This window comes from Pseudomonas sp. AKS31 (assembly GCF_023634765.1).
GTDB lineage: Bacteria > Pseudomonadota > Gammaproteobacteria > Pseudomonadales > Pseudomonadaceae > Aquipseudomonas.
The window spans coordinates 46,521-64,984 of sequence record NZ_JAMLFX010000018.1 but is presented as its reverse complement, the minus strand read 5'-3'; the positions used below and the strand labels follow the sequence as shown (position 1 = coordinate 64,984).

The following is an 18,464-nucleotide window of genomic DNA, read 5'->3' as shown; positions in this document are numbered from 1 at the left end:
TTCGACTGCGCCGGAAGTGGGGCGAATTATAGACATCCTGAATCTGCCGTCAACCGTTAATTTCGCTTTTATCCAAATACCATCCCTGCCCCCCCCTACCTATATATAGAAGCAAGCCTCACGCCCCCGATTCGAAATCAACCGGACAGCGGGACAGTGCGCCACACAGAATTTGGCGCGAGTAAAGCAGCCACACAAACAGGCAGCCCAACAAAGGAACGGAGCGTTCGTTGAGGGGAGACGAGTATTAAAGAAAAGGTTAGAACAATAGATGGTGTCCCAGGGCAGGTTCGAACTGCCAACCTTCCCCTTAGGAGGGGGATGCTCTATCCAATTGAGCTACTGAGACAAACGCTGGTCGCAGCAGACGCTGCATGACGGACGGCGTGCATGTTAACCACCGAACCCCGATTTGTCATGTCGTCCGTTGGGCTTTTTAAGTGTAGGCAAGCGCCCAGCAATGATGCGGGAAGAATTACCGTGCATTTTGCACTCCCCTTGAAAGGTCATCATTGCAGATTGCAACCTGAACAATCCAAAAAATCCACTCAACTGCTTGTTTTTAAAGGACATAACAGAGGCTAGACTGTTGGCACGACGGCTGCTGTGTCTGTTCTATAGAAGAAGATTCGGAGCTACGCCCATGAACAGCACCCTTTTGCTTGCAAACGCAATTGCTTTGGCGGTTTTGGTGGGCTTCCACTTTATGGCCGAAAGCGACTCGCCGCAGCCTTTGGCGCAGCGCATACCGCATTACTTGCAGGTACAAAAAGCGCCCCAACTGGCGGTGCTGAGCGATCAGGACACCTCTACACGACACGCTGTCAGTAACTCGGAGCAGGTGCAACCAGCACTGACCTCCGAACATCTGGTTTTTTGAAACATCTTCAGGAGTACAACATGTCCAAGTCAGCTGCGGGATTTCTGATCCTCGCCCTATTGAGTGGCGTCGTGCATTTATCGCTGTTCGAGGAAGCTGAAATCACCCCGCCCCTGATTAGCTGCGCCGTTTTTGGCCTGCTATTTGTGCTGGCACTGGCCGCAGGACGAAAGATCAAATTTGATCCGGTTTTACGCTGAGCCTGATCAGACACAAGAGAGCATTAACAGCTTCCGTCAGATCACCTGAGTTGTCGATAAGGTGTACTGGCCCATCACTTGATCTCCTGTCTTTGAAAAACGCATTGCGAGCCAGTCTCGCGTCAATTTGCTCAGGCGTTTCTCGACCGCGCTTGAGCAAACGTTCTCGCAACACCCCATCACGAACTGTCAGCAAAACCGGTAACAGCCTTGGATAGCACTCCATTGCATGACGCAGATTGGCCCGTGAGCCATTGACCAATACATGCCGTCCTGCCCTCAGCAATTGGTTCATTTCCACCGGAATTCCGTAGGCAAGACCATTGGCACGCCAAGCCAGTGAGAAGTCGCCGACTTGCTCGCGGCGCTCGAACTCCTCCGGCGTCACACCAATGGCATCTTCCCCTAACGATTCAGCCGATCGCGTGATGATCCGACGCATGATTTCACAGTTCAGTGCTTGTAATGGCCCGCGCGCAGCCTCTATCAGACTGTCCTTGCCTGAACCGGACGGTCCCATTAAATAAATTAGCTTGCCATCCATCCTGAAAACGCCCTCCAACGGGTGTCTGCCACTAGTAAATCGGCAATTTGCCACTATCCTGTACAGGTAAGGAACAAGGATGCAGAACCCGCATAGCATGCATGTTCTGATGCGTACGGACATCAATTGATATGCAGCAGGAAGCGGACAAGGTTGCGGACAGAGGCGAAGATTTCAAACCAGTCCGCATTTCTGATAATTGGTGCTGGCATTACGCCTTTACCCAGCTCAATATTTGTCACAGAATTGACGCCAATGATCTGGCAATTTTGAGGCATGATGCGGGCCTCTTAACAATTCAGGTTGAACCATTTGGCGCGGATGCTTGTCCTACCACACATCCTGCGGCCAATCCCGAGAACCGCTCCCCTGAACTAACCGGTTAAATATATGCGCCCATTGAAACAGGCAATTTATTCCAGCCGTACGGCTGACAAGTTCGTCGTACGTCTGCCAGACGGAATGCGTGAACGCATTGCCGAGGTGGCTCGCAATCATCATCGCAGCATGAACTCCGAGATCATTGCGCGCCTTGAGCAGAGTCTTATTCAGGAAGGTGCACTGGGCGAAGAGCTGAGCATGCGCCTGGACAGCCCGGAGCTGTCGTTGCACGAGCGCGAGCTGTTGCAACGTTTCCGCCAGCTGTCTCACCGCCAGCAGAACGCCTTGGTGTCCTTGATTGCCCATGACGCCGAAATGGCAGCAGACGCGTCCTGAGCCATAACGAACATCTCAAGCCAGCATAATTGCTGGCTTTTTTTTGCGCGGATTTTGAGTTTTCCCAAGCACAAAAAAGCCCGCCAGATAGGCGGGCTGTTTCGCTGTAGCTGATCAGAGCAGGAATATTGTCGCCAACCCGAGGAAGATGAAGAAACCACCGCTGTCGGTCATCGCAGTGATCATCACGCTAGCCCCCATCGCTGGATCTCGCCCCATCTTCGCCAAGGTCATAGGGATCAACACCCCCATCAATGCGGCCAGCAACAGATTGAGCGTCATTGCCGCGGTCATCACCACACCCAACGACCAACTTCCGTAAAGAAGGTAAGCAACCACGCCGATTACACCACCCCAGACCAAGCCATTGATCAAGCCTACCGCCAACTCTTTGCGCATTAGCCGCGAAGTATTACCGGTGCTGACCTGGTCGAGCGCCATGGCACGAACGATCATGGTGATCGTCTGGTTACCGGAATTACCGCCAATACCCGCCACGATCGGCATAAGTGCTGCAAGTGCTACCAGCTTCTCGATCGAGCCCTCGAACAGACCGATCACTCGCGACGCAACAAACGCAGTGATCAAGTTGATCGCCAGCCACGCCCAACGGTTGCGCAGAGACTTCCAGACCGAAGCGAAGATATCTTCCTCTTCACGCAGACCGGCCATGTTGAGAACTTCGCTCTCGCTTTCTTCACGAATCAGGTCGACCATTTCGTCGATGGTCAGACGACCGATCAACTTGCCGTTCTTGTCGACCACCGGAGCCGAGATCAAGTCATAACGCTCGAACGCTTGAGCAGCGTCATAGGCATCTTCGTCCGGGTGAAAACTCACCGGATCGCTGGCCATGACTTCAGAAACCTGTTTTTCCGGATCGTTGACCAGCAAACGCTTGATCGGCAGCACGCCCTTGAGCACACCATCGTAATCGACCACGAACAGCTTATCGGTATGGCCCGGCAGCTCTTTAAGCCGGCGCAGGTAACGCAGAACCACTTCGAGACTGACGTCCTCACGGATGGTCACCATCTCGAAGTCCATCAGTGCACCGACCTGCTCTTCGTCGTAAGACAAGGCCGAACGCACGCGCTCACGCTGCTGGTTATCCAGGCTCTCCATCAGCTCATGGACGACGTCTCGCGGCAGCTCGGAAGCCAGGTCAGCAAGTTCGTCAGCGTCCATGTCCTTGGCGGCAGCCAGGAGCTCGTGATCGTCCATGTCGGCGATCAGCGTTTCACGAACGGAATCGGATACTTCAAGGAGAATGTCGCCGTCGCGATCAGCCTTGACCAATTGCCAAAGCGTCAGACGGTCGTCCAGCGGCAAGGCTTCAAGGATGTAGGCAACGTCGGCGGAGTGCAGATCATCAAGCTTGCGTTGCAGCTCGACGAGATTTTGCCGGTGAACCAGGTTTTCGACGCGATCGTGATGCGCGCCCTCCTGGCGATGAGTCAGGTCTTCAACGACCCGCTGACGCTGCAGCAGCTCAACGACCTGAGCCAGGCGATCCTGCAGGCTTTCTTGCGTTTTCTTTACTTCGATTTCAGACATAGGCGAACTCCACTCCCAGCAGCGGGGCACGCCGGAAGAATCAATCAGTCAATTCATGATTGGTGAAACGGGGTACTGAGTAACTACTGGGTAAGTCCATGGAATTTTTCCATAAGCCCCGGCGGGGCTGACGGGCGCAATGATACACCGCCTGACGGTTTAAAACGTTAAAAAATCGCGGTCGAAACAAGCGCTTGCGAAACAATCCTGAGCACCGTCCTGATCCTTGCTATGCGACGACTCATTCTGAAAAGAAAACACACCGGCGTCGAAAAATGTAGCGACTACCCTTGAGCATAGATCGTCATGGAGGACGTCGAATGCCCTTGAAAACCTCTCACCTTGCACTCGCCAGCCTGCTCTGTCTGCCGCCTAGCGGAGCCGCCCTCACGCTGCATCGCTGCGAAGCCGATGATGGCAGCATCACCTTCACCTCGATGAGTTGCGCGCACGGCGAGCGGCGCTCAGAACAGGAAGTTCACCCCTACTCCCCCGGATCCGTCGCGGCGGTGATGCCAGAACACAACCATGAGCAAATATCCGGCATGACTACCAAAACTCGAGCACCAGGGATTGTCGGTCACGCTGAAGACAGATGCGGAAACCTGATCGATGCCAGGCAACGGCGCGAAGCGATCATCAATCGCCGCGTCATTGCCGGCATGAGCCAGCAAGATGTCGAGAGCGCGTTGGGCAAGCCAGACAAGGTAAATATCCGAACATCGGCGACGAGCTATCGATACGACCTCAAGCGAGGACGTTCGGCTCAGATTGATTTTGATGAGCGAGGATGTGTGAAGGCAAAAGCCAAATCCCGGACAGCAAAAAGCCCGCGTTAGACGCGGGCTTTTTGGTATATGGTGCACTCGACAGGATTCGAACCTGTGACCGCTCGGTTCGTAGCCGAGTACTCTATCCAGCTGAGCTACGAGTGCATTTGTGTTTTTAGACCAGACCACAACTGGCTGAAACTAAGTTATTCACATTGCTGCAACTAACTCTTAAATGGTGCACTCGACAGGATTCGAACCTGTGACCGCTCGGTTCGTAGCCGAGTACTCTATCCAGCTGAGCTACGAGTGCATTTGTGTTTGTTAGACCAGATCACACCTGGTTGAAGCCAAGTCATTTACATTGCTGCAACTGACTCTTAAATGGTGCACTCGACAGGATTCGAACCTGTGACCGCTCGGTTCGTAGCCGAGTACTCTATCCAGCTGAGCTACGAGTGCATTTGTTGCGCCGCATTATAGCCCGTCTAATCTCTATTCCAACCACTTTTTCTATTAATTTCAACAACTTACAGAAAAAGCCAGATTACAACGTACTAAGCAAATAATGGCGGAGAACGGGGGATTCGAACCCCCGACACCCTTTTGAGGTGTACTCCCTTAGCAGGGGAGCGCCTTCGGCCACTCGGCCAGCTCTCCGCAACACGGGGCGTATCTTAACCAACCTTTTCCCCGTTTGCAAACATAAAAAACGATAAAAATTAATGGCTTGGTTCTTCGTCCTTCTCTTTCTTTATACGCAGGTAAATTTCCTCACGGTGCACGGCAACCTCTTTCGGGGCGTTGACGCCGATACGCACTTGGTTTCCTTTAACGCCGAGCACGGTCACGGTGATTTCGCCATCACCGATAATCAGGCTTTCTGCGCACCGACGAGTCAGAATCAGCATACCTTTCTCCTCACGCAATTCACTTCAGGGACAACAGTCTGCAAAAAAAAGGCACCCGACCTACAACCGGAGCGATCGTAGCCCTACATGCCTGAGTATTGACCAGCGCGAGCAAAAGAACAGTTCAGGACTCGCGCCATTCAAAAAATAAAGGGCGCGGTCAGACCGCGCCCTTCAAGAAACGGAATTACTCGCCCTGACGGGCCGGAGCATCCAGTTCGAAAGCCGTGTGCAGGGCGCGCACAGCCAGTTCCAGGTACTTCTCTTCAATCACCACGGAAACCTTGATTTCCGAGGTCGAGATCATCTGGATGTTGATGCTTTCTTTTGCCAGGGATTCGAACATGCGGCTGGCCACACCTGCGTGAGAACGCATGCCGACGCCGACGATCGAGACTTTGGCAATCTTGGTGTCGCCAACCACTTCACGGGCACCGATCTCGCGAGCGGTGTTTTCCAGTACGGTCTGCGCGGACTGATAGTCGTTGCGGTGCACGGTGAAAGTGAAGTCGGTGGTGTTATCGTGCGCAACGTTCTGCACAATCATGTCGACTTCGATGTTCGCGGCACTGATCGGGCCGAGAATCTTGAATGCCACGCCCGGGGTGTCTGGCACGCCACGGATGGTCAGCTTGGCTTCATCGCGGTTGAAAGCGATGCCGGAAATGATCGGCTGTTCCATGGTTTCCTCTTCATCAATAGTAATGAGGGTGCCCGGACCCTCCTTGAAGCTGTGCAGTACGCGCAGCGGAACGTTGTACTTGCCGGCGAATTCCACCGCACGGATCTGCAGCACCTTGGAACCGAGGCTGGCCATTTCCAGCATCTCTTCAAAGGTAATCTTGTCCAGACGCTGAGCGACCGGCACAACACGCGGGTCGGTGGTGTAGACACCATCAACGTCGGTGTAGATCTGGCACTCGTCAGCCTTCAACGCGGCAGCCAGTGCCACGCCGGTAGTGTCGGAACCGCCACGACCGAGGGTGGTGATGTTGCCGTGCTCATCGACGCCCTGGAAACCGGCGACAACGACAACACGACCGGCTTTCAGATCACCACGAATCTTCTGGTCATCAATCTGCAAGATACGCGCTTTATTGTGCGCACTGTCTGTCAGGATCCGCACCTGATTACCGGTGTACGACACCGCTGGCACGCCGCGCTTGATCAGCGCCATGGCCAACAGGGCAATCGTCACCTGCTCACCGGTGGAAACGATCACGTCCAGCTCACGCGGAACCGGTTGCGTGTCGCCACTGATTTGCTTGGCCAGATCGATCAGACGGTTGGTTTCGCCGCTCATTGCAGACAGCACAACCACCAGGTCATCGCCGGCATCGCGGAATTTCTTAACCTTGTCGGCGACCTGCTCGATTCTCTCGACAGTACCGACCGAGGTGCCTCCAAATTTCTGTACGATCAAAGCCATTTCAAAGCCGCCTCTGCCCATGAAGGGCGCCCAATAATCACTCGAACAGCCGACGGGCCCGCCACTAGACTGCGGGCCGGGCGGACTGCCTTATAAACCCTGCTCGACGAATGGAACGGTCAGCGCCAGTGCGCCATCCAGTGCGCCGGCGTCGATACCGCCGCCCTGCGCCATGTCCGGACGACCACCGCCCTTCCCGCCCACTGCCGCAGCAGCCTGCTTCATCAAATCACCGGCTTTGAGTTGGCCAGTCAGGTCCTTGGTTACGCCTGCAACCAGTACGACCTTTTCCTCATGGACACTGCCGAGCAGGATCACTGCGCGGCCGAGTTTGTTTTTCAGTTGATCGACCAGCGCCAGCAGCGCCTTGCCGTCCTGACCATCCAGACGTGCAGCCAGAACCTTCACATCCTTGACGTCCACTGCCGAGTTCGACAAATCGTCGCCCGCGGCACTGGCGGCCTTGGCCTGCAACTGCTCCAACTGCTTCTCCAGTTGGCGGTTGCGCTCCAGCACAGCCGACAGCTTGTCGATCAGATTGTCGCGGCTACCCTTAACCAGGCTGGCCGCTTCCTTGAGTTGTTCTTCTGCCGCGTTCAAGTAGGCCAGTGCCGCAGCACCGGTGACTGCCTCGATACGACGTACGCCCGATGCCACACCGCCTTCGCTGATGATTTTCAGCAGGCCAATGTCACCGGTACGGTTGGCGTGGATACCGCCGCACAGCTCGACGGAGAAATCACCGCCCATGCTCAGCACGCGCACGCTGTCGCCGTACTTCTCGCCGAACAGCGCCATCGCCCCTTTGTTCTTCGCGGTTTCGATGTCGGTTTCTTCGGTTTCAACCGCGGAGTTTTTGCGGATCTCGGCGTTGACGATGTCTTCCAGCGCTTTGATCTGTTCCGGTTTGATCGCTTCAAAGTGGCTGAAATCGAAACGCAGACGCTGACTATCCACCAACGAACCTTTCTGCTGAACGTGCTCGCCCAGCACCTGACGCAAAGCAGCGTGCAGCAAGTGCGTGGCCGAGTGGTTCAACGAAGTCGCGTGACGCACTTCGGCGTCGACGTGGGTTTCCACTGGTGCGCCGATGGTCAGGCTGCCCGAGTCCAGCACACCGTGGTGCAGGAATGCGCCGCCGGTCTTGGTGGTGTCACGTACGTCGAAACGTGCGTTGCCTGCCTGCAGGAAACCGCAGTCGCCGATCTGGCCGCCGGATTCAGCGTAGAACGGCGTCTGATTCAGAACGATCACCGCCTCTTCGCCTTCATTCAAGACGTCGACCGACTGACCATCTTTATAGATGGCGACAATTTTTGCCGAACCGCTGGTGTCTTTGTAACCGGTGAACTCGGTGGCCACATCAACCTTGACCAGGGTGTTGTAGTCCAGACCGAACGAACTGGCCGAACGTGCGCGAACACGCTGGGCTTCCATCTCACGCTCGAAACCGACTTCATCGACGGTCAGGCCACGCTCACGTGCGATGTCAGCGGTCAGGTCCATCGGGAAACCGTAGGTGTCGTAGAGTTTGAACACCACGTCGCCCGGCACCACGGTGCCTTTGAGTTCCAGCAGGTCCTGCTCGAGGATCTTCAGGCCGTGCTCCAGGGTCTTGGAGAACTGCTCTTCTTCGGCCTTGAGCACGCGCTCGATGTTGCTCTGCTGCTTCTTCAGTTCCGGGAAGGCTTCGCCCATCTCGGCGACCAGCGCCGCGACGATCTTGTAGAAGAAGCTGCCGGTAGCGCCCAGCTTGTTACCGTGACGGCAAGCACGACGGATGATCCGGCGCAGCACATAACCGCGACCCTCGTTGGACGGCAACACGCCGTCAGCGATCAGGAAACCGCACGAACGAATGTGGTCGGAGACAACCTTGAGCGACGACTGATCGCCGTTTTCGCAACCGATCGCTTCAGCCGAGGCCTTCAGCAGGTTCTTGAACAGGTCAATGTCGTAGTTGGAATTGACGTGCTGCATCACCGCACTGATCCGCTCCAGGCCCATGCCGGTGTCGACCGACGGTGCTGGCAACGGATGCAACACGCCATCGGCGGTGCGGTTGAACTGCATGAACACGTTGTTCCAGATTTCGATGTAACGGTCACCGTCTTCTTCCGGCGAACCTGGAGGGCCGCCCCAGATGTGGTCGCCGTGATCGTAGAAAATCTCGGTGCATGGGCCGCACGGGCCGGTATCGCCCATGGTCCAGAAGTTGTCGGAGGCGTATGGCGCGCCTTTGTTGTCGCCGATGCGAATCATGCGCTCGACCGGCACACCGATTTCTTTGGTCCAGATGTCATACGCTTCGTCGTCGGAGGCGTAGACGGTGACCCAGAGTTTTTCCTTCGGCAGTTGCAGAACGCCGGTCAGGAAAGTCCACGCGTAGGTAATCGCGTCCTTCTTGAAGTAGTCGCCGAAGCTGAAGTTACCGAGCATTTCGAAGAACGTGTGGTGACGAGCGGTATAACCGACGTTTTCCAGGTCGCTGTTCTTGCCACCGGCACGCACGCACTTCTGGCTGCTGGTCGCACGGGTGTACGCACGTTTTTCCTGGCCCAGGAAGCAGTCCTTGAACTGGTTCATCCCCGCGTTAGTGAACAGCAGGGTTGGGTCGTTGCCCGGAATCAAAGAGCTGGAGGCTACACGGGTGTGGCCTTGCTCTTCGAAGAAGCGAAGGAAGGCTTCACGGATTTCTGCGCTTTTCATTAGGTTCTTCCACGGAGGCTGCGGCCAAAGGCCTGTTCGAAACGTCAACAGACGAAGCGACGGCAAAGGGCCGCATTATATCGGCCCTGCGCGCGGGGTACAGCGTGTTTATACGATAGAAACGGTCAATTGGACGGCTAACGCTGTCACTTGCGCGAAAACTCGACGAATGTCGCGATCACTTGCTCGATTTGCGAGCGATTGACGTCCATGTGCGTGACCATACGCAGGCGCGCGGCGGCGCTCAACTTGATCCCGCGTTCGGCAGCAAAGGCCTTGATCGCTTTGGCTTTGTCACCCATTTGCACATAAACCATGTTGGTTTGCACGGGTTCAACGATGAAACCTGCTTCACACAAACCATCGGCCAGCAACTGCGCGTTGGCGTGGTCGTCCGCCAGACGTTCGACATTGTGATCCAGCGCATACAGCCCCGCCGCCGCCAGCAGGCCAGCCTGACGCATGCCGCCACCGACCATTTTGCGCAGACGGCGGGCCTTGCCGATCAGTTGTTCAGAGCCACACAACACCGAGCCAACAGGCGCGCCAAGGCCTTTGGACAGGCACACCGACACCGAATCAAAGTACTGAGTGATTTCCCGGGCATCCACGCCCAGCTTGACCGCGGCGTTGTAGAGGCGCGCGCCGTCAAGGTGCAACTGCAGGCCTTTGTCCTGAGTGAAGCGGCGGGCGCGGGCCAGATAGTCCAGCGGCAGCACTTTGCCCTGCATGGTGTTTTCCAGCGCCAGCAAACGAGTACGGGCGAAATGGAAGTCGTCCGGCTTGATTGCTGCCGCGACCTGATCCAGATCCAGCGAACCGTCGGCCTGCACTTCCAGCGGCTGCGGCTGGATCGAACCGAGTACTGCTGCGCCACCACCTTCATATTTATAGGTGTGCGCCTGCTGACCAACGATGTATTCGTCACCGCGCTCGCAATGCGCCATCAGCCCCAGCAGGTTGCTCATGGTGCCGGTCGGCACAAACAAAGCGGCGGCAAAACCCAAGCGGCTGGCCAGTTCGGCTTCCAGACGATTGACCGTCGGATCTTCGCCGTAAACATCATCACCGGTGTCCGCTGCGGTCATCGCGTCGAGCATGGCGAGAGTCGGTTGGGTGACGGTGTCGCTGCGAAGATCGATAACGCTCATGAACCTGGCCTCAAGTCAGCAGGGGAAATCCCTTTACGAAGTGGAATTACTGCGGTCATCGCGCGGATTAATCAACCCTTGCACAAGGAAAAGTCGTTTCGAACCGCCAGAAAACTCGATGGCAATCATCAGAAAGGCGCAATGCACAGAGCCACAATCTGTGTTAAAAACGCTGCGCCGCCCGAGAAAGGGCGGCAAAAACGTTCTCAGGGCGGGGTGCAATTCCCCACCGGCGGTAATTGCGCGCAATGCGCATAGCCCGCGAGCGCTTGGCGACGAACACAGCTTGGGTTGTGCGCGGCGGCAAGGTCAGCAGACCCGGTGTGATTCCGGGGCCGACGGTCATAGTCCGGATGAAGAGAGAACGGGATTAACGCCAAAGGGCCGTCCGCGTGCATTCTTGCGTGCGCTCGTACCCTTGAATCCCTTTCGATTCATAACGCCCTGTTTTTCACACAAACAGGAGTCAGAACATGCAACCCACCGCTATCGACAGCAAAAGCAAACACCCCCACGGCGATCGCGTCGCGTTCATCCAGGCCTGCTGGCACAAGGAAATTGTCGACCAGAGCCGTAAAGGCTTCGTCGCCGAAATGCTTGCCTTGGGTTATCAGGAATCGGACATCGACATTTTCGAAGTCGGCGGCGCCTTTGAAATGCCCCTGCACGCCAAGCTGCTGGCCAAGACCGGTCGTTATGCCGGCATCGTCGCCGCAGCCCTGGTCGTGGACGGCGGCATCTATCGTCATGAGTTCGTCGCCCAGTCGGTGGTCAGCGGCCTGATGCAGGTGCAACTGGAAACAGAAGTGCCGGTGTTCTCGGTGTCGCTGACGCCGCATCACTTCCACGCCGGTGAAGAGCACCAGAAGTTCTTCTTCGAGCACTTCGTGCACAAGGGTCAGGAAGCGGCCAGAACTTGCGCCGATACGCTGCAAAAGGTTCGTGCGCTGCGCCGTAGTGAGCCGCGTGCACTCGCCGTCTGACCAAAACGCTTCCCTGTAGGAGCTTTCGAGTGAAACGAGGCTGCGATCTTTTGATCGTCTAAAAACAAGATCAAAAGATCGCAGCCTTCGGCAGCTCCTACAGGATTTTGTGTCAGGCCAAAATTGCGTCAGGCGAGATTTTCGTCGCCGCTTGGCACGATCAGAATGCCCGCGCGCAGGCCGTTCTTGACCTTCGGGTTGGGGAAAATGATCCGCGCGCCCTCTTCCTCGATGACCCAGCGGGTATTGGCCAGATCTTCGGCCAACACATACCCCATCTCCAACTCTGAAAAGTTTTCGATGTCCTGCGGCAGGTTCAGGCGGAACGCATCGCTGTGCTTGATGATTTCCCGCGCGACGCTGAACAGCTGCAAACCGTCCAGCCCCTGCTCTGCCATCTCCGGCTCGTTGCCTTCAATGATCTGCTGCAGACGGGTTTCCAGCAGCGAGACATTGACCCCGTCGTTCTGCCCGAACGGCCGCGCCTTGCCCAGTTCCAGCGTAAAAGCCTCGGCACCGAGCTTGTCGTAGGTGTACGAGCTGAAGACGATCGACGGTTTGTTCTGCAACAGCACCGCTTCCATCCCGGCAGCGCGCAGACGCGCCAGCTCCAGACGCGAATGCTGGCGACCTTCCTTCCACGGATACAGGGCGAACTGCTCGATCTTCGAACCGCGAATCGCCGTGTGCAGGTCATAGTGCAGACGCTGGCGATCCGGCAGGCTGAAGAAACTCGCCGCCAGACGCTCCAGCTCACAGGCACGCAGCGCTTCTGAGCCACTGCTTTGTTCATGACGGCCGTTGAACAGCCGATTGACGTCCTGCTCGACGAAACGCTCGCCCTTGCGAATCGCTTCGGGGTTGCCGAACAGGAACAGAATGCGTGCGCGCGGCTTCAGATCACCGCGGGCGATGTCGTGCAGCAGCCGGTCAAGCAACTCGATCGGCGCTGTTTCGTTGCCGTGGATGCCTGCCGACAGCAGCAGGTCCAGGCCATTGTCACGCGCTTGTGGTGGCCGGACTTCCAGCGCACCTTCGCTCAACCAGCGCATACGCACGCCTTCGACAGTCAGTTGAGTCTTCTCCGCCGGTTCGCGGCCGGCGAGGGTCAGTTCAAGCAGTTTGCCGAGGGCGAGCATAGAGCGGTTTCCTTAGTGGTCGTGGTTGCAATCCGGGCCGTGCACGTGGCCTTCGTCGTCGCCGACGTCAGCCGGTTCCATTTCCAGTTGCAGACTTACCAGATTAGTCGCCAATGGGCGCAGCAGCAGGTTGGCGTACTCGGCGTCACCTTCTTCCACGTCCACGCCGATCAGCAGTTGGCCACGGCCGTCCTGCTGGATCCACAGCTCTTTGCCTTGCCACATGACCGCGACGCGGGTGCACGAGGTTTGCAGTTGCGTGCCGTCGGTGTCTTCAAGGATCAGCTGCAGGGAATCGCTCATGTTTTTACTCTCTTGGGGAGACAAGCCGCGCGCCGCGTTCAGGCGACGCGCCGGCCATCAATTGATCTGGAATGGATAAACCGCGCCCAGTTTAAGGATTTGCGTCAGTTCATCCAGTGCCGTCCGGCATTCAAGCAGCAATTGCGGATCCGCCAGATCGGTTTCGCTCAGGCGGTCGCGGTAGTGCTTTTCAACCCATGCGGTCAACGAACCGTACAACGGTGGCGTCATGATAACCCCTGGGTTGACCGCCGCCAGTTCGGTTTCGTTAAGCGCGACGCGCAGTCGCAGGCACGCCGGACCACCGCCGTTCTGCATGCTTTGCTTGAGATCGAAGACTTTCACTTCGCGAATCAGACCGCCGGAGCTGGTCAGACTCTGCAGGTAAGCCCACACGCGTTCGTTGGCCTGGCACTCTTGCGGCACGATCAACAGCATCGAACCGTCAGGACGCGAGAGCAATTGGCTGTTGAACAGGTAGGAGCGCACTGCGTCATCCACGGTGACTGCCGAACGCGGCACACACACGGACTGGAAGTTGCCGCCGACTTTAGCGAGTTTGCCTTGCAGCTCGGCCAGCATCTGATCGGTCTCGAGGAACGCGTCCTCGTGATAGAACAGCACTTCACCGTTACCCACGGCGATCACGTCGTTATGGAACACGCCCTGATCGATCACGTTCGGGTTCTGCTGCGCGTAAACCACGCCTTCGTCACGCAGACCGTGCAGACGCGCAACGGCTTGCGAGGCTTCGAGGGTCTGGCGCGCCGGGTATTTCTGCGGCGCCGGATAACGATTGTCGAAGGCACTGCGACCGAACACGAAGAACTCGACGCCCGCTTCGCCATACTCGCGGCAGAAACGTGTGTGGTTGGCCGCACCTTCGTCGCCGAATTGCGCCACTGCCGGCAGCGCGGCGTGATGGGCGAAGTGTTGCTGATTGGCGAACATCGCGCCGAGCACGCGGCTGGTGGTCGGGTGCTCGATGCTGCGGTGGTATTTGCAGTTGAGGTTGGCGGCGGTGAAATGCACGCGACCGTCTGCGGTGTCAGCACTCGGACTGACCGTGGCGGCGTTCGCTACCCACATGCTCGACGCCGAGCAACTGGCGACCAGCAGCGGCATCGCCTCTTTGGCGGCGCGCTCGATCACTTGCGCGTCGGTGCCGCAGAAGCCCAGACGGCGCAGAGCGGCCACGTCCGGACGTTCCTGCGGTGCGAGCACGCCTTGCTGAAAGCCCATTTCCATCAGCGCTTTCATCTTCGCCAGGCCCTGCAGCGCCGCTTCCTTCGGGTTCGAAGACTGCTGGCTGTTGCTCTGGGAGGCAACGTTGCCGTAGGACAGACCACCGTAGTTATGGGTCGGCCCCACTAGACCGTCAAAATTGACTTCATAGGATTTCATCAGCGAGGCTCCACGAGAATCTGTTGTTATAGGCTTCAGTAACTAACTGTTCAGTGCGACCGCGTCGCGGCCATCGCTGGCAAGCCAGCTCCCACAGGTTTGGCGGTGTTCACAGATTGTGTGGACGACTCGATCCCTGTGGGAGCTGGCTTGCCAGCGATTGGCATCACGCCATTTTCACGCCAGGCGTCAGGGCAGCAGGCAACACCAGGCTTGGGGTTTCCAGCGACGCCACCGGGTACGCGCAGTAATCCGCCGCGTAGTAAGCGCTGGCGCGGTGGTTGCCCGACGCGCCGACACCACCAAAAGGTGCGCTGCTCGCAGCGCCGGTCAGCTGTTTGTTCCAGTTGACGATACCGGCGCGGCTTTCCAGCCAGAACTGCTGATAACGCGCTTCGGAATCCGACAGCAGACCGGCGGCCAGACCGTAAGCGGTGTTGTTGGCTTCAGCGATCGCCGCTTCGAAATCGGCGTAGCGGATCACTTGCAGCAACGGGCCGAACAGTTCTTCATCCGGACGTTCAGCCACCGCGGTGACATCGACAATGCCCGGGGTCAGCAGCGCGGCTTGCGCCTGTGGTTGTGTCATTGCCAGCAGCGACACAGCGCCGTTGGCCAACAGATGTTCTTGAGCGTCCATCAGCGCTTTCGCCGCGCCGAGGGAAATCACCGAGCCCATGAACGGCGCCGGTTGCTGATCGAATGCACCGACTTCAATGCTCGCACTGACTTCCACCAGACGCTTGAGCAGGCTATCGCCCCAGGCGCCTTGCGGCACCAGCAGACGGCGAGCACAAGTGCAACGCTGGCCGGCAGAGATGAACGCCGACTGAATGATCGTGTAAACCGCCGCATCCAGATCCGCGACCTGATCCACCACCAGCGGGTTGTTGCCGCCCATTTCCAGCGCGAGGATCTTGTCCGGACGCCCGGCGAACTGCTGGTGCAGATGGTTGCCGGTGCGGCTCGAACCGGTGAAGAACAGACCGTCGATGCCCGGGTTCGCCGCCAGCGCGATGCCGGTTTCGCGCGCACCTTGCAGCAGGTTCAACACGCCCTCCGGCAGACCGGCCTCGATCCAGCACTTGACCGTCAGCTCGGCGACTTTCGGGGTCAGTTCGCTGGGTTTGAACAGCACGCTGTTACCGGCCAGCAGGGCCGGCACGATATGGCCGTTTGGCAGGTGGCCGGGGAAGTTGTAAGGGCCGAACACCGCGACCACGCCGTGCGGCTTATGGCGCAACACTGCAGTGGCGTCGCCCAACGGGCCGCTCTTTTCGCCGGTACGTTCGCGGTAGCTCTGCACCGAGATCGCGATCTTGTTGACCATACTGGTCACTTCGGTCGCGGCCTCCCACAGCGGCTTGCCGGTTTCCTCACCGATGGTGCGGGCCAGTTCGTCACTGTGGTTTTTCAGGGCGGCAGCAAAGGCTTCGAGGACGCTGATGCGCTCTTCCAGCGTGCGACGTGCCCAACCCGGGAATGCCTGACGCGCAGCCTGCACGGCGGACTCGACCTGAGCGGTGGTAGCGCCCTCCCCCGACCACAGCACTTGCTGGGTCACCGGGTTCAGCGATTGAAAGGCTTCGCCCTGACCGGCCAGCCACTCACCTGCAATGTATAGCGAATTCATTATTTCGACTCCCGTGCAGCGGACAACGCCACGGCGCGCACTTGATCGCCAGCGTTGAGTTGAAGACGTTTGGCGGTCAGCGGATCGACCACCAGCGTGCCGGCTGCGAGACGCGCCGGCGCAGCGGTGATGCGGCAGTCTTCGCGCTTGCGGTTATGGATGATGAACGGCGTGGCGTCGTCGCCTGGTGTGCCAACGGCGAGCACCAGCGCTTCACTGTCACGCACCGCGCGGATCTTGCCGGTTTCGCATTCGATGGCCGGACCTGCGTCGAAGATGTCGACGTAACCCTGATAGCTGAACCCTTCGCTCTTGAGCATCGCCAATGCCGGCTCGGTGTCCGGGTGCACCTGGCCGATCACACTGCGTGCGTCGGGCGACAGGAAACAGGTGTACAGCGGAAACTTCGGCATCAGCTCCGCGATAAACGCCTTGTTGCCAACTCCGGTCAGGTAATCGGCCTGGCTGAATTCCATCTTGAAAAAGTGCCGACCGAGGCTTTCCCAGAACGGCGAACGGCCGGCGTCATCGGACACGCCGCGCATCTCGGCAATGATCTTGTTGCCGAACAGCTCAGGGAACTCGGCGATGAACAGCATCCGCGCCTTGGACAGCATGCGACCGTTGAGGCCGGTGCGGTAATCGGCGTGCAGGAACAGCGAGCACAGCTCGGAATTGCCGGTCAGGTCGTTGGCCAGAAACAGCGTCGGGATTTCGCGGTAGATGTTCAGCTCTTGCGAAGCGCTGACGGTCAGTCCGACACGGAAGTTGTACCAAGGCTCACGCAGACCGACGGCGCCAGCAATGGCGGAAATCCCCACCACACGACCGTCGTCGTCTTCGAGCACGAACAGGTAGTCCGCGTCGCCACGGCCAGCTTCGCCGCGAAAGGTCTTCTCGGCCCAGCCGACCCGGTGGGCCAGACGTTCTTCGTTGGCCGGCAATGTGGTCAGGCCGGTGCCGGTGCTGCGGGCCAGGTCGATCAGCGCGGATAAATCGCTGCTGCGTACGGGACGAACAATCATGCTATCTCCTCAAACGGGCCGCCTTCGCCACCCGTGAAACTCGCTAAGGCGTTAAACCGCCACCAGGCGCACGCTGGCACCTTCACCGACGCCCAGGGCTTCGGCCGCTTCCAGATCCAGAGTCACCGGTTTGCCCGGCGCGTAATCCAGCTCCAGCAACACCGCGCGGTAATCCTGCAACTGCGCGTTGGCCACCAGATATTGACGCCCGGCACCTTTGACCGGCTCGCCGATCTTCACCGGCACCACGCGGCTCTGGGCGATCGAACGGATCCCCGACACACGTGCATGCAGGGTCGGGCCACCGTCGAAGATGTCGATGTAGTGATCGGTCTCGAAGCCTTCGCGCATCAGGATGTCGAAAGTGATCTGCGCACGCGGGTGCACCTGGCCCATCGCCTCTTGGGCGGAATCCGGCAGCAGCGGCACGTAGATCGGGTAATGCGGCATCAGCTCGGCGAGGAACGTACGGCTTTTCAGCCCGCACAGACGCTCGGCTTCGGCATAGTTGAGGTCGAAGAAGTTGCGACCAATGGCATCCCAGAATGGCGAGTCACCGTTCTCATCGCTGTAACCGACGATCTCGGTCACCACCGAATCGGCGAAACGTTCCGGGTGACTGGCGACAAACAGCAGGCGGCCACGGGAGTTGAGCTCGGACCACGGCGAACCGACCAGCTCGCGCTGCACGTAGAAACTGGTCAGCAAGCTGTTGCCGGTCAGGTCGTGGCACTGCGAAAGCACGTGGATCTTGTTGTGGATCTTCAGCTCGCGGGAAGCGTGGACGAAGGTCTCGTTGCGGAAGCTGTAGAACGGCTCCGAGTAACCGGCCGAAGCAACGATGGCCGAACAGCCGACCAGCTTGCCGGTGGCGGTGTCTTCGAGGACGAAGAAATAGCTTTCCTCACCGTTGAAGCTCACTTCGGCGGCAAACGAGGCTTCGCTCGCCGCAATCTTGTCGCTCAGACGTTCCACGTCATCCGGCAAGGAAGTGACACCAATCGGGCTGTCCGCAGCCAGACGCTGTACCTCGCCCAGATCAGCCATTTGCGCGGGGCGCATCACCAGCATGGTGTCACTCCTTTCTCTTATCAATTCACAGAAAAAAA

General features: G+C 58.1%; 18 protein-coding genes, 5 tRNA genes and 1 riboswitch. Of the genes, 6 read left to right on the top strand and 17 right to left on the bottom strand.

The window, feature by feature from the left end; genetic code table 11:
- Positions 1 to 272 precede the first annotated feature (272 nt).
- Positions 273 to 349 (bottom strand) — tRNA-Arg (locus tag M9827_RS26060).
- Between the two features lie 294 nt (positions 350 to 643).
- Between M9827_RS26060 and M9827_RS26055 the strand changes: the two genes are divergently transcribed.
- Both M9827_RS26055 and M9827_RS26050 read left to right on the top strand, forming a co-directional pair.
- Positions 644 to 880 carry a hypothetical protein gene (locus M9827_RS26055; protein WP_250608036.1) on the top strand — a complete coding sequence of 79 codons (237 nt, stop codon included), beginning with the start codon at positions 644 to 646 and terminating at the stop codon, positions 878 to 880.
- 20 nt (positions 881 to 900) lie between these two features.
- Complete coding sequence (locus M9827_RS26050) at positions 901 to 1,080, top strand: PA3371 family protein (protein ID WP_250608034.1); 180 nt, start codon at positions 901 to 903, stop codon at positions 1,078 to 1,080.
- Here the strand turns inward: M9827_RS26050 and phnN are convergent.
- Positions 1,055 to 1,624, bottom strand: coding sequence for a phosphonate metabolism protein/1,5-bisphosphokinase (PRPP-forming) PhnN (phnN, locus tag M9827_RS26045; RefSeq protein ID WP_250608032.1), 570 nt, complete (start codon positions 1,622 to 1,624; stop codon positions 1,055 to 1,057). The two genes, M9827_RS26050 and phnN, sit on opposite strands and share 26 nt — an antisense overlap.
- A 131-nt stretch (positions 1,625 to 1,755) precedes the next feature.
- Here phnN and M9827_RS26040 point away from each other — a divergent pair, with 131 nt between their 5' ends.
- Complete coding sequence (locus tag M9827_RS26040; protein ID WP_250608042.1) at positions 1,756 to 2,010, top strand: hypothetical protein; 255 nt, start codon at positions 1,756 to 1,758, stop codon at positions 2,008 to 2,010.
- 4 nt (positions 2,011 to 2,014) lie between these two features.
- Positions 2,015 to 2,341 (top strand): Arc family DNA-binding protein, encoded by a 327-nt coding sequence (locus M9827_RS26035; protein ID WP_003178899.1) that lies wholly within the window; start codon positions 2,015 to 2,017, stop codon positions 2,339 to 2,341.
- A 114-nt stretch (positions 2,342 to 2,455) separates the two neighbouring features.
- Here the strand turns inward: M9827_RS26035 and mgtE are convergent, their stop codons facing one another.
- Positions 2,456 to 3,898 (bottom strand): magnesium transporter, encoded by a 1,443-nt coding sequence (mgtE, locus tag M9827_RS26030; protein WP_250608031.1) that lies wholly within the window; start codon positions 3,896 to 3,898, stop codon positions 2,456 to 2,458.
- A 320-nt stretch (positions 3,899 to 4,218) separates the two neighbouring features.
- On the opposite strand from mgtE, the gene M9827_RS26025 reads away from it, so the two are divergent.
- Positions 4,219 to 4,737, top strand: coding sequence for a cell envelope protein SmpA (locus tag M9827_RS26025; protein ID WP_250608030.1), 519 nt, complete (start codon positions 4,219 to 4,221; stop codon positions 4,735 to 4,737).
- Between the two features lie 19 nt (positions 4,738 to 4,756).
- Here the strand turns inward: M9827_RS26025 and M9827_RS26020 are convergent.
- From M9827_RS26020 to ltaE, 8 genes are all read right to left on the bottom strand, one after another.
- Positions 4,757 to 4,833: transfer RNA gene (locus tag M9827_RS26020), tRNA-Arg, on the bottom strand.
- A 71-nt stretch (positions 4,834 to 4,904) separates the two neighbouring features.
- Positions 4,905 to 4,981: transfer RNA gene (locus tag M9827_RS26015), tRNA-Arg, on the bottom strand.
- A gap of 72 nt (positions 4,982 to 5,053) precedes the next feature.
- A tRNA-Arg gene (locus M9827_RS26010) sits at positions 5,054 to 5,130 on the bottom strand.
- A gap of 107 nt (positions 5,131 to 5,237) precedes the next feature.
- Positions 5,238 to 5,328: transfer RNA gene (locus M9827_RS26005), tRNA-Ser, on the bottom strand.
- Positions 5,329 to 5,390: 62 nt separating this feature from the next.
- Positions 5,391 to 5,579: a carbon storage regulator CsrA gene (gene csrA, locus M9827_RS26000; RefSeq protein WP_002554426.1), complete on the bottom strand. Its 189-nt coding sequence runs from the start codon at positions 5,577 to 5,579 to the stop codon at positions 5,391 to 5,393.
- Between the two features lie 187 nt (positions 5,580 to 5,766).
- Positions 5,767 to 7,008 carry an aspartate kinase gene (locus tag M9827_RS25995; protein WP_250608029.1) on the bottom strand — a complete coding sequence of 414 codons (1,242 nt, stop codon included), beginning with the start codon at positions 7,006 to 7,008 and terminating at the stop codon, positions 5,767 to 5,769.
- Positions 7,009 to 7,098: 90 nt separating this feature from the next.
- Positions 7,099 to 9,717, bottom strand: a complete 2,619-nt coding sequence (gene alaS, locus M9827_RS25990) for an alanine--tRNA ligase (protein WP_250608028.1) — start codon at positions 9,715 to 9,717, stop codon at positions 7,099 to 7,101.
- Positions 9,718 to 9,863: 146 nt separating this feature from the next.
- Positions 9,864 to 10,868 carry a low-specificity L-threonine aldolase gene (gene ltaE / locus M9827_RS25985; protein ID WP_250608027.1) on the bottom strand — a complete coding sequence of 335 codons (1,005 nt, stop codon included), beginning with the start codon at positions 10,866 to 10,868 and terminating at the stop codon, positions 9,864 to 9,866.
- 198 nt (positions 10,869 to 11,066) lie between these two features.
- Positions 11,067 to 11,238, top strand: a riboswitch (FMN riboswitch).
- A gap of 103 nt (positions 11,239 to 11,341) precedes the next feature.
- Here ltaE and M9827_RS25980 point away from each other — a divergent pair.
- A complete protein-coding gene (locus M9827_RS25980) occupies positions 11,342 to 11,851 on the top strand; it encodes a 6,7-dimethyl-8-ribityllumazine synthase (protein ID WP_250608026.1) in 510 nt (169 codons plus the stop codon).
- Between the two features lie 128 nt (positions 11,852 to 11,979).
- Here M9827_RS25980 and astE read toward each other — a convergent pair whose 3' ends face one another.
- The 6 genes from astE to aruF all read right to left on the bottom strand — a co-directional run bounded on the left by astE (position 11,980) and on the right by aruF (position 18,426).
- The gene (gene astE / locus M9827_RS25975) at positions 11,980 to 12,990 is read right to left on the bottom strand and encodes a succinylglutamate desuccinylase (protein WP_250608024.1); all 1,011 of its coding nucleotides are present in this window, start codon (positions 12,988 to 12,990) and stop codon (positions 11,980 to 11,982) included.
- 12 nt (positions 12,991 to 13,002) lie between these two features.
- On the bottom strand, positions 13,003 to 13,293 hold the full coding sequence (locus M9827_RS25970) for a topoisomerase II (protein WP_250608022.1): 291 nt from the start codon (positions 13,291 to 13,293) through the stop codon (positions 13,003 to 13,005).
- 57 nt (positions 13,294 to 13,350) lie between these two features.
- Positions 13,351 to 14,697, bottom strand: coding sequence for an N-succinylarginine dihydrolase (gene astB, locus M9827_RS25965; protein ID WP_250608020.1), 1,347 nt, complete (start codon positions 14,695 to 14,697; stop codon positions 13,351 to 13,353).
- A 166-nt stretch (positions 14,698 to 14,863) separates the two neighbouring features.
- Positions 14,864 to 16,333: a succinylglutamate-semialdehyde dehydrogenase gene (gene astD, locus M9827_RS25960; protein WP_250608040.1), complete on the bottom strand. Its 1,470-nt coding sequence runs from the start codon at positions 16,331 to 16,333 to the stop codon at positions 14,864 to 14,866.
- Positions 16,330 to 17,355 carry an arginine N-succinyltransferase gene (astA, locus tag M9827_RS25955; RefSeq protein WP_250608018.1) on the bottom strand — a complete coding sequence of 342 codons (1,026 nt, stop codon included), beginning with the start codon at positions 17,353 to 17,355 and terminating at the stop codon, positions 16,330 to 16,332. The genes astD and astA overlap by 4 nt, the downstream gene beginning before the upstream one ends.
- A gap of 51 nt (positions 17,356 to 17,406) precedes the next feature.
- The gene (gene aruF / locus M9827_RS25950) at positions 17,407 to 18,426 is read right to left on the bottom strand and encodes an arginine/ornithine succinyltransferase subunit alpha (protein WP_007951057.1); all 1,020 of its coding nucleotides are present in this window, start codon (positions 18,424 to 18,426) and stop codon (positions 17,407 to 17,409) included.
- Between the last annotated feature and the right edge of the window lie 38 nt (positions 18,427 to 18,464).